Below are 11,626 nucleotides of genomic sequence, written 5' to 3'. Positions count from 1 at the left end.
TTACTTCGTCACCGTCGGGCCGATGACCTCGACGCGGCCGGTGTCGGTATGGGCCTGCCGGTCCGGATCGTACATGTCCTCGACCGTTGCGGCGGGGTGCACGAAGCTGCCCGGCGACACGGCGCGGACGCCATAGGCAACGGAGAACTCGACCGGATCCTGGGCGGTCCGGTTGAGCGCCGCCATGAAGCGGTCCGTGCGCGCTTCTGTATGCGCGACGTTGCGCTCCACCGACAGCCACTCGTAGGTTGAGGTGTCGCCCGAGGCCGAAATGTTCGGGTTCTCGATCTCGAAGCCGGCCGGAAGCGGATCGACCACCATCAGGCGGCCGAACCGCGCCTCATTCGCCGTCACATGCAGAACCACGACGAGCCGGTCGTTCTGAGCCACCGTCGCGGGGTCCGCCTCGGTGCCGTCGGTGTGGAAATAGCTGCGCTCGATGGTGAAGCCTTCGCCGCCGGCGGGTTCCGGGTCAATCGGAATGCCGGTCAGCGTCAGCGCCGCCTCAAGCGGCGTCGTGCTGGTGTTCTCGACGACGAGCGGACGCCCCTCGACATCGGAACCGAGCAGCTTGCGATAGAGCGGCGCCTCCGCCGCGTTGCCATCGACATCGAGCGAGGCGTTCTTGACGTCCTTCATCAGCGAGGCAGCGGCCATCAGCATCCAGCCCTGTTCCTGGGTGGAGATGAAGCGGCGCTGGTCCCGCGTCGCGGCGACCGTATCGACGAGAGCGGGCAGGTCGGCGCTCGCATCGTCGGTTTCGGCAACGAGCGTCAGCACGGCTGCCTGATCGCGGAGATAGGAGCCGTAGTCATCGCGATAGGCCGGCTGCACACCATAGCCCGCCTGGACGTTGGCCACGGCGACCTTGAACACCGTCTCGGCCCGGGCCTTGTCGCCGTAGAGCGCGAGGCCGGCACCGATCTGCGCCTGGGCGAGCGGCGTCGCGAAATTGCCGAGCTTGGTCTCGGCATAGTAGCGAAGGTCTCCGACGGCCGCCTTGCCGTTGGCCGCGAGGACATAGAGGCTATAGGCGACGGCTTCGCCGCCCTTTTCGAAGTCCTGCGCATAGCCGACGCGATTGGCGAGGTTGTCGAGCGCGTTGTTGAACGCGATCTCCGGCACGTCATAGCCGGTCGCCTTGGCGCGGGTCAGGAAGTCGGTGACGAACGCATCGAGCCAGAGATCGTCATAGCCCGGACCCCACAGGCCGAAGGAGCCCGAGGCCGCCTGGTTGTCGAGCACCTTGCCGATCGAAGCCTGCACGCGCTTGCGGATCTCGCTGTCCTGCGCGATGCCGATCGTCGCCGCCACTTGGTTGAGGTAGAGCAGGGGCATCGCCTTCGACGTGATCTGCTCGGTGCAGCCATAGGGATAGCGATCGAGCGAGGCGAGGATAGCGGGCACGTCGAGCCGGGCGTTGCCGCCGACCGCCAGCGTGGCGCTGGTGGTTCCCGGCTTGAACTCGGCGAAGGCGCCCTCGTCGACGGTGAGCTTGGCCCCCGGGGCAAGCGCGATCAGAGAGCGGCGCGAGATCGGCTGGCCAGCCGGGCGGATGCCCAGCATGTAGGTTCGCCCATAGCTCACGCCATCAGGCCCATTCAGCGTCACCGTGATCTGGTGATCGCCGATCTCCTCGGCCGTGATCGGCAGCGCGAGCGTCGCCTTGGCCGCGGTTTCGAGGCGCACACCGCGATCATTGTCGCCGGCCTGCAAGGTGAGGCCGGGTGCATCGACGGCGAGGCGATAGTCGCCCGCCGCGCCCTCGACATTGTTGATCTCGACGAGGATACGGCTCTGGTCCCCCGGCGTCAGGAAGCGCGGCAGGCTCGCCATCACCACGATGGGATCGCGGACGATGACATCCTTCTCGGCATGGCCGACGCCGTCCTTGGTCCAGGCCATCGCCATCAGGCGCACCGTGCCGTTGAAGTCAGGCAGGTCAAAGGTGATCGTGGTCTTGCCGTCGGCGCCAACCTTCACCACGCCCGAATAATAGGCGATCAGCTTCTCGGTCGGCGGCGGGGCCTTGAGGCCGGGAGCGCCACCATCGCCGCCTGAGCGCAGCTTGCCGGGTACGCCCTGCATGCGGTCGATCAGCTGTCCATAGAGGTCGCGGATCTCCATGCCGAGGCGACGCTGGCTGAAATACCATTCGTCCGGCGCCGGCGTCTTGAAGCCTGTGAGGTTGAGGATGCCGACATCGACGGCGGCGACCGTGACATAGGCCTCGGTGCCGGCCGGGACATTGGCGAGCGTGACCGGAATGGTCAGCGGGCCGCGCGGCCGGATCTGGTCGTCGGTGTCGAGCGTGATGGCGATCTTGCGGTCGCCGGGATCGACAGGAACCCAGGCAAGGCCAAGCGCCCGCGTCGGCATGCGCTTCGCGGCGATATCCATCGGCCGGTAGAGCGCCGCCGTGACATAGGCGCCCGGTCCCCAATTGGCCGTCACGGGCAGGTCGACCGTCGTGCCGCCCTCGGGCACGCTCACCGTCTTCATGTCGATGACGCGGTCATCGATGACCATGATCTGCGCGATGCCCGGAAACCGCGGATCGAGCCGCAGCTTGGCGGTCTCGCCGACCTTGTAATGCGCCTTGTCCATCGACACGGCGAGCATATCGGGCGTCTCGGACTGCGAGGCGGCGTCCACATACCAGCCGGCGTCGAAATCGACGCTGGAGGACGTCTCGTTCTTGCCTTGTAGGCTGACGGTCAGCCGGTAATGGCCCCAATTGACCTTGGCCTCGACCGGCACCGATCCTTCGGCCGGAATGTCGGCCGTGCCGTTCGCGACGCGGCTCGACGTCGTGATCGGCTCATATTTCCAGGCGCCGTCGCGGCGATACCACTGGTAGTTGGTTTCCAGCTTCTCGATCGACCATGTGGCGCCGGGCGCTGCGATTCGCGCGCCGTCCGCGCCGATGGCGATGAGCTCGAACGCAGCCGAAGCGCCTTCCGGCACGCTGTCGCCGTCGAAGCCCGGCTTGATGCCGATATGCGGACCACCGGCGCTGGCCGGCAGCTTCAGCCGCCGCTCGACGGCGCGGCCATTGGTGTCGGTGACGCGCACGACGATCTCGGCGTCGAAGAGCTTGGTCGTCGCCGGCAATTCCGGCACGGTCGCTTCCAGCGAGGCATTGCCCTCGTCGTCGGTGACGGCCGTGGCGCCGAGCGAATCGCGGACCGCCTCGACCGGGTCGTCGGAGAGACCGAAGCTGTAGCCGGGATATTCTGCGGCGCTCGAGGTCGGCGTCGCGATGAAGTCGCCGTCGACACCGAGGCCCGTGGCCTTGGCGCCATAGAGATATTTAGCGGTGAGGTCGATCGGGAAGGTGTCGCCCGATGTCAGGCGTGTCGCCGAGGTCGAGAGTTCGAAGGCGATCCGCTCGGGCTCGAAATCATCGACGAGCGCCGAGATATCAGCGAGCGCCGCGCCATCGGGATCGGCATAGAGCTGGAAGCGCCAGGCGCCGCGCTGTGCGCCGTCGGGCATGGTGACGTCGGCGCTGTAGCCGCCGAGCCCGGCATCGCCGAGCTTCGTGCGCAGGAATTCGACGCCATCAGGCCGGTCGACGACCAGTGTCAACGGAAGCCCGGTGACGGCACGTGCCTCGGCGTCGCGCAGCAGCGCGGTCAGGTGCACGGTCTCGCCGGGGCGATAGATGCCGCGCTCCGTCGTCATGAACGTGTCGAGCTTGCCCGGGGCGGGGCGGCCGTCGACGCCGCGGTCGGTCAAGTCGAAGGCGGTCTTCTTCAGATCGAGGAAGGCGTAGTCGCCGGCGCCTGTTTCGGCGACGATGAGTTGCGGCGCCATGCCGCCCTGACCGCGCGCAAGGCCCGGCTCGAAGCGCACATAGCCGTCGGCATTGGTTTTCGCCTCGCCCAGCACCTCGTCATTGGTGGCGACGAGCTTCACATTGACGCCGGCCAGCGCCTCGGCGGTGTTCAGCGAGCGGACGATGGCGTGGATGCCGTCATTGCCCGAAAGCGCCGACAGGCCGAGATCGGAGACGATGAACCATTGTGTCGCGAGGTCGCCGTAATAATCGGTTTCGTTGAGCTTGGCCCGCGCGGTGATGACATAGACGCCCGGCTCGACGGTCTTCAGAGCGTCGCCGATAGGAATCGCCGTCGTGACGGTCTCGTTCAGCCTCGAGCCGGTTTCGATTTCGCCCTTCCAGATCTCCTGTCCAGACTGGCTGGCGATCTGTTCGGCCGAATAGGTGTCGAGCTGGCGCAGGAACGTGCCGTCGCGCACCGCGACCGCGATCGAACGGTCGCCGATCCGGTAGACGGTCGCGGCGATGCGGCTGGTATTGACCGAATCGATCGGGATCGAGGCGCCCTGGCCCGCCGGCAGCACATAGGCATTGCCGGCGAAGCCGACCCAGGGGTCGCGATCGCGCACATAGCTGGAAATCTCGGCGGTCTGCGCCAGAGTCTCGCCTTCGGCCGATGGCAGGCCGGCGCGGACGCGGATCGTGTAGCGGCTGCCATGCTTCAGCCCGTCGACGCAGATCTGGTTGTCCTCGGGCTCGACGGCGAGGCCGCTGCCACCTTCGACGACGATGAAATCGTTGAGCTTCGGATCGGCGACCGGCAGCGGATCGGAGAAGACGACACACATGCGCGGCGAGGCGGCGTCGGCGTCGACGCTGTTCGAGACGATGCGGAAGCCGTGGTCGCGCAGGGCCGCGTCATAGGCGGCGCGAACGGTCTTGTCCTCGCGGAAGGTGAGGGCGAGGCGATAGGTCTTGATTGCCTCCCGCCACATCTCGCGCCGTTCGAGCGCCTTGCCGAGGATGCCGAGGGCAAGCGCCTGGTCGCTGGCGCCATCCGAGCGCAGATAGGCGTTGATCGCGGCCGATGTCGCGCCGGTCGTCGCCTGCTGGCGCTCGCCGCTGTCGTTCGAATTCTGCTGCAGGAAGGCGTTGGCGAAGGCGCGCCACACCGCGGCATCGTCCGGCAGGATCGCCAGCATCGCGCCATAGGCGCGCGTCGCGACGATCGGGTCGTTCCTGACTGCCGTCGTTCCGGTCGTCGCCGCGATCTGGTCGTAGCCGAAGCCGTTGGCGGGATAGGCGCGTGCAAGGCCGCCAAGCTGCGCCTTCGCCTCGTCGAACGGGCCCGGGCCCAGGAAGGCCAGTTCATCCGTCCGCGTACTCGCGACCGAGGCGGCGAGGGGCTTTGTGGTGACGATGCGTCCGGCAACGGCGCCTGTCGCGGTGGCGAGCGGCCCGAAATCGCTCTTGAGGAAACACCAGCGCGCCTTGGTGTTGTACGTGAAGGCCTGGCAGGTGGTGTCAGCGATGCACGCGCTGGCGCAGGCCTTCTGGTCGACATCCTTGAGCGTCTTTGTATCGAACCCGGCATAGTCGGCATCGCGGGTTGTTATCACGCTGCGATCCGCGGCCTCGGCCGCCGGCATCGCCAGCAGCCCGGAACCAAGCACGAAGCCGAGCACCACGCGCTGAAGAGCGCCGAAAAGACGAGCCATGATCTTCTCCCCGTGGCAGCAGCCACCCTCAAGGGCCGGCAGTCTACGTCGGAGGGCGTGCGCGGTCAAAGCGTCCCGGGAGACCGGCAAGACAGCTAAGATTCTGGGACTATTCGACTTTTAATGCACTGCGGTCGCTGCTGTGAAAGCTGTCACAGCCCTCACGCCTCCCCGAGCGCCGTCAGCGCCATGACGGCGGCGGACGCGCGGTTTTCGACGCCGAGCTTCTGGTAGATCTGTTCCAGATGCTTGTTCACGGTGCGTGGCGACAGGCCGAGGATCTCGCCGATATCGCGGTTGGACTTGCCGCGCGCGATCCAGAACAGCACCTCCGCCTCGCGCGCCGTGACGGCGAACTGGCGGCGCAGCAGCGCTTCCTGGCCGTCCGAATCCTCGCGCGTCAGGCGGAACAGGAATTCGCCCTCGCCGGTATTGCCGAGATAGGACAGCTGCAGCGGCTGGCCGTCGGCGGCGACGATCGGGGCCGGCGGCGGGATCGAGCCGCGCTGGCCGGCCGAGATCTTGAGCCAGACCTTGAGGCTTTCGGGCAGCAGGATGACGCCGTCCTGTGCCGGAAGCGCGGCTTCCAGGAGCCGCACGGCCTGCGGCGTGCACCAGAGGATTTCGCCGGCGCCGTTGGCGGCAAGGAGGTAGCGGCCGGCCGTGTCGAGCGCGAGCCGCGCGCTCTGCGCCGTGCGGGCATTGGCGAGGTGTACGCGGATACGGGCGAGCAGCACGTCGAGCACGATCGGCTTCGTCACATAGTCCACGCCGCCGGCCTCCAGCCCCTCGACGATGTGTTCGGCTTCCGAAAGCCCGGTCATGAAGATGACGGGCACATGCGACAGCGCTGCATTGGCCTTCAAGCGCCGGCAGGTCTCGAAGCCGTCCATGCCGGGCATGACGGCGTCCATCAGGATGATGTCGGGCGTGATGCGATCGACGAGCGCGAGCGCGCGCGCGCCTTCGGTCGCGACCAGCACGGTGGCGCCGGAATGCTCCAGCGCGTCGGTGAGGAAGCTCAGCGTCTCCGGCGAATCGTCGACGACCAGCACGATGTCGCGCGCCTTTGCGATCTCAGCCATCCTCGCCCATCGTCTCCAGAACCGCATGATAGCGGTCGAAATCGAAATTCTTCAGATGACTGCGCATGGCCGCGACGAACACGCGGTTGTCGGCATCGCTGTCGAGCTGATCGAGCTTAGCCTCGATGCCGCGGACATAGCCGATCCGGCCAAGCCGCAGAAGCTCCTCGACATGATCGGCGCCCGGACTTTTCATCGGTGCCGGTTCCTCGGTGCGAACCGCCGCCGGCAGTTCGTCGCTCCAGTCGAGCTTCAGCAGCGTCTGGATCCGGTCGAGCAACTGGCGGACCTCGAAGGGCTTCGGCAGCGCGCCGTCATGCACGGCGTTTTCGACAGGCGCCGGCTGCGTCTCGCCGACATTGGCCGAGAGCATGAGGATCGGTGCGACATGGCCGAGCTCACGCAGCCGCCGTGCGAGGTCCCAGCCGCTCATGCCCGGCATCGAGATATCGAGCAGGAAGAGGTCGGGCCGGATGTCGCCGGTCAGGGCCAGACAGGACGGCCCGTCGGGCACCGCGAGCACGATGAAGCCGAGCGGCTCGAGGATGTAGCGCACGAGATCGCGATGATCCTGGTCGTCGTCGGCGACGAGAATCGTCCGGCGCGGTCCCTCATAGCCGTGGATGCGGAGCGCGGGCGGCGGCAGCTCGGCTACAGGCCGCTCGATCGAGGCGAGCATCAGGCGAACCTCGAAGCGACTGCCGGCGTCGACCGTGCTTGCCACGGTCACGTCGCCGCCCATCAGCTGCGCCAGCATCTTGGTGATCGTCAGGCCAAGGCCGGTCCCGGGCACGGCGCGCGAGCGGGTGGAAGCCCCGCGCTCGAACGGCTCGAAGATGCGCTCGATATCCTCGGCCGGGATGCCGGGGCCGGTATCTTCGACGACGATACTGGCGATTTGGTTGCGATAGCCGATCGCGAGGCGGACCGAGCCTGTCTCGGTGAACTTGATCGCGTTGGAGAGCAGGTTGACGAGGATCTGCCTGAGCCGCTTCTCGTCGGTGTGGACCAGTTCCGGCAGGTAGGGCGGCCGTTCGAAGGTGAAGCCGAGCCCCTTGCCCTCGGCCTGGAAGCGGAACATCTCGACGATCTGGTCGAGAAAATCGCCGAGCCGGACCTCGTTGCGCTGCAGCTGGAGGCGGCCGGCCTCGATGCGCGAGATTTCGAGCAGCCCGTCGATGAGACCCGAGAGATGCTCGGCGCTGCGGCGGATGACGCGGATGCGGTCCTGCCGCGACGGCGCGATGGTCTCGTCGCGCTCGAGGATCTGCGCATAGCCGAAGACGGCGTTGAGCGGCGTGCGCAATTCATGGCTGAGACCGACGAGATAGCGGCTTTTGGCGAGATTGGCGGCCTCGGCCGCCTCCTTGGCGCGCTGTAGCTCGGCGTCGGTCTTCCGGTGCGCCTGGATTTCCCTGAGCAGCAGAGTGTTCTGGCGCGCCGATTCCTCCTGCGCCACGTGGCGGCTTTCGTTGGCGAGCACCAGGAACCAGGAGGCGATTCCGGCGACGATGAACAGGATAAAGAACGCCGCCCAGAGCGTCTGGCCGATGATCGCGTCGTGAACGCCGCCATGCGCCGTCGCCTGCACATGGATCAGCATCAGCACAAGGCTGATCACCGCCATGAATAGCGTGAGGATGCCGAGATACTGCACGATGCGCGGGCTGATCCGCCGCGCGACGCTGTCGGGCAGCACCGCGGACACGGCGGTCGCGACCTGGGTCTGCAGCCGCGCATGCGGCTTGCAGAGATCGTGGCAGCGCGCATCGAGCGAACAGCACAGCGAGCAGATCGGCCCGGAATAGGCCGGGCAATAGGCGCTGTCCTCGGGTTCGAAATAATGCTCGCAGACCGTGCACTGGATCTCGGTCCTTAGCATCCACTGCGCGCGCGGCTTGCGGGCGAGGTAATAACGGCCCTTCGTTAGCCAGGCGATCGCCGGCGCCGTCACGAGCGCGAGGCCGAGGGCGATGAAGGGCGCGAGCGCCTTCGCAACCTCGCCGAACAGCCCGATCGCTGCGACGAGCGCGATCGTGGTCGCGATGCCCATCGCGCCGACGCCGACGGGGTTGATGTCATAGAGATGGGCGCGCTTGAACTCGATGCCGGGTGGCGAGAGGCCGAGCGGCTTGTTGATCGCAAGGTCCGCAACGATGGTGCCGAGCCACGCGACCGCCACCACCGAGAAGAGGCCGAGTGTCTGTTCGAGCGCCCGGTAGATGCCGAGTTCCATCAGGAGAAGGGCGATCGCGACATTGAACATCAGCCAGACGACGCGTCCGGGATGGCTGTGCGTCAGTCGCGAGAAGAAATTCGACCAGGCGAGCGAGCCCGCATAGGCGTTCATCACATTGATCTTGAGCTGCGACACCACGACGAAGGCGGCGGAGAGAAACAGCGCCGCATCCGGCCATGGCAGCACATAGCCGAACGCGACGACATACATGCGCGCCGGCTCGGCGGCATGATCCGCCGGCACGCCGTGGCGCAGTGCCAGGACCGCGAGGAACGAGCCAAACAGGAGCTTCGGCGCGCCGACGATGATCCAGCCGGCGCCGGCCAGCACTGTCGCGATCCGTCCCCGGCGGCCGCGCAGGCCCTCTGGTGGCAGGAAGCGCAGGATGTCGACCTGCTCACCGATCTGCGGCATCAGCCCGAGGATGACCGAGCAGGCCGATCCGAAGGCGACGAGATCGAGCCCGTGGCCGCTCGCCCCTGGCATGAGGCCTTCAAAGGAAAGCCAGGATGCGACCGAGCCGCCGTCCTGCCAGAGGATGAATCCGACCGGCAGGATATTGAGCACGATCCACAAAGGCTGCGTCACGAGTTGGAATCGGCTGATCCAGGTGATGCCGTGCGTGACGAGCGGGATGACGGCGGCGGCGGAGAGGATATAGCCGAGCCAGATCGGAATGCCGAAGGCGAGCTGCAGCGCCGTCGTCATGATCGAGGCTTCGATCGCGAACAGGATGAAGGTGAAGGTGGCGTAGATCAGCGAGGTGATCGTCGAGCCGATATAGCCGAAGCCCGCGCCGCGGGTGAGCAGATCGATGTCGACACCGTAGCGCGCGGCATAGCGGGCGATCGGCAGCCCGGTCAGGAACAGCACGACGCCAACGACGAGCGTCGCAGCGAGCGCATTCGTGGTGCCATGCGAAAGCGTGATCGCGCCGCCGATCGCCTCCAGCGCCAGGAAGGAAATGGCGCCGATCGCCGTCTGGGCGACGCGCGACGTCTTCCAGCGCCGGGCGCTCTTCGCGGTAAAGCGGAGGGCGTAGTCTTCCAGCGTCTGGTTGGCGACCCAGCGATTATATTCGCGGCGGACCGGTAGGATCCGCTGTCGTCCCGCCATCGTCTCCTGCCCACTTTCGAGGCGTGCACATTGATCGAGCGACAGTACCGATCCGTTCGAGGCGCGCAAGCCTTGGATTGGAGCCGTGCCGTTGTCTGCGTTGTGGCGTCTCGCGCTGCAACTACGTCAATCGACGTATATGCCGCACTGCGAAATTCAGCCGACAATCCCTGCGAGCGTCAGGAAGGGCGAGCTTTGGCTTCGCCGCTGTCGTTTCGGAAAAATGAAGCCAGACGTGACGACCGCCCGGGCCTCTGCCGGGAGCGGCGTCCCAGCAGGGGGAATTCCTTCATGTTCAAACGAGTAGGCCGGACACTCGGCGCGCTCGCGACGGCGGCCCTGATCGGCGCCGGCGTTACGGGCGCCCATGCCGCTGACGATACGATCAAGGTCGGCATTCTTCATTCGCTGTCGGGGACGATGGCGATTTCGGAGACGACCCTCAAGGATACGGTGCTCTTCCTCATCGACGAGCAGAACAAGAAGGGCGGCGTTCTCGGGAAGAAGCTCGAGGCTGTCGTCGTCGATCCGGCTTCGAACTGGCCGCTCTTCGCGGAGAAGGCCCGCGAGCTGATCAGCCAGGACAAGGTTTCGGTCGTGTTCGGCTGCTGGACCTCGGTGTCCCGCAAGTCCGTGCTGCCGGTCTTCAAGGAACTGGACTCGATCCTGTTCTACCCGGTCCAGTATGAAGGCGAGGAGAGCGAGCGCAACGTGTTCTACACCGGCGCCGCGCCAAACCAGCAGGCGATCCCGGCCGTCGACTACCTGATGAGCGACGAAGGTGGCGCCGTGAAGCGCTGGGTGCTCGAAGGCACCGACTATGTCTATCCGCGCACGACCAACAAGATCCTCGAGGCCTATCTGAAGTCCAAGGGCGTCGCCGCCGAGGACATCATGGTCAATTACACGCCGTTCGGCTTCTCCGACTGGCAGACCGAAGTCGCCTCCATCAAGAAGTTCGGCTCGGCCGGCAAGAAGACCGCCGTCGTCTCGACCGTCAATGGCGATGCCAACGTTCCCTTCTACAAGGAACTTGGCAACCAGGGCATCAAGGCCGAGGACATCCCGGTCGTCGCCTTCTCGGTCGGCGAAGAAGAACTCGCCGGCATCGACACCGCCCCGCTGGTCGGCCATCTCGCCGCCTGGAACTACTTCCAGTCGATCGACACGCCGGAGAACGAGGACTTCATCAAGAAGTGGCATGCGTTCATCAAGAACGACAAGCGCACCACCAATGACCCGATGGAAGCCACCTATATCGGCTTCAACGCCTGGGTTCAGGCCGTCACCAAGGCGGGCACCACCGATCCGGACAAGGTCATCGATGCGCTGATCGGCGTCTCGGTTCCCAACCTCACCGGCGGCTTCTCGACCGTGATGCCGAACCATCACATCACCAAGCCGGTCTATATCGGCGAGATCCAGGACAACGGCCAGCTCGACGTCGTGTGGCAGACGCCTGGCCTCGTGGTTGGCGACGAGTGGTCGGACTACCTCCCCGACTCGAAGGACCTGATCTCCGATTGGCGCGCCCCGCTCTCCTGCGGCAACTTCAATGTCGCAACCGGAAAGTGCGGCGGCTCCTGAGCCGACGGGCGCGGCACGGTTCCTGCTTTCACGAGCTGGAACCGGCTCTGCCGTGTGATCCAATCCGGGAGGCGGTCCGCCGCCTCCCGGCCTCCGC

4 protein-coding genes are annotated in these 11,626 nt (G+C 66.2%); 1 reads left to right on the top strand and 3 read right to left on the bottom strand.

Annotated features, from left to right (window positions below; genetic code table 11):
- The 3 genes from BUB39_RS05440 to BUB39_RS05430 form a co-directional block, all read right to left on the bottom strand.
- On the bottom strand, positions 1-5,502 hold the full coding sequence (locus BUB39_RS05440) for an alpha-2-macroglobulin family protein (RefSeq protein WP_073051929.1): 5,502 nt from the start codon (positions 5,500-5,502) through the stop codon (positions 1-3).
- A 161-nt stretch (positions 5,503-5,663) separates the two neighbouring features.
- Entirely contained in the window at positions 5,664-6,587 is a 924-nt protein-coding gene (locus BUB39_RS05435; protein ID WP_073051928.1) for a response regulator, read from the bottom strand.
- A complete protein-coding gene (locus BUB39_RS05430) occupies positions 6,580-9,942 on the bottom strand; it encodes an ATP-binding protein (RefSeq protein ID WP_073051927.1) in 3,363 nt (1,120 codons plus the stop codon). The genes BUB39_RS05435 and BUB39_RS05430 overlap by 8 nt, the downstream gene beginning before the upstream one ends.
- A gap of 291 nt (positions 9,943-10,233) precedes the next feature.
- Here BUB39_RS05430 and urtA point away from each other — a divergent pair, with 291 nt between their 5' ends.
- Positions 10,234-11,529, top strand: a complete 1,296-nt coding sequence (gene urtA / locus BUB39_RS05425; protein WP_073051926.1) for an urea ABC transporter substrate-binding protein — start codon at positions 10,234-10,236, stop codon at positions 11,527-11,529.
- Positions 11,530-11,626: the final 97 nt, after the last annotated feature.

The sequence above is a fragment of the Kaistia soli DSM 19436 genome (genome assembly GCF_900129325.1).
GTDB lineage: Bacteria > Pseudomonadota > Alphaproteobacteria > Rhizobiales > Kaistiaceae > Kaistia > Kaistia soli.
Note: the sequence above shows the minus strand (reverse complement) of the source record. Positions and strands in the feature narration are given on the sequence as shown.

Coding starts and splice junctions, on each gene's coding strand:
- BUB39_RS05440 (WP_073051929.1), bottom strand. CDS start 5,502: ATGGCTCGTCTTTTCGGCGCTCTTCAGCGCGTGGTGCTCGGCTTCGTG.
- BUB39_RS05435 (WP_073051928.1), bottom strand. CDS start 6,587: ATGGCTGAGATCGCAAAGGCGCGCGACATCGTGCTGGTCGTCGACGAT.
- BUB39_RS05430 (WP_073051927.1), bottom strand. CDS start 9,942: ATGGCGGGACGACAGCGGATCCTACCGGTCCGCCGCGAATATAATCGC.
- urtA (WP_073051926.1), top strand. CDS start 10,234: ATGTTCAAACGAGTAGGCCGGACACTCGGCGCGCTCGCGACGGCGGCC.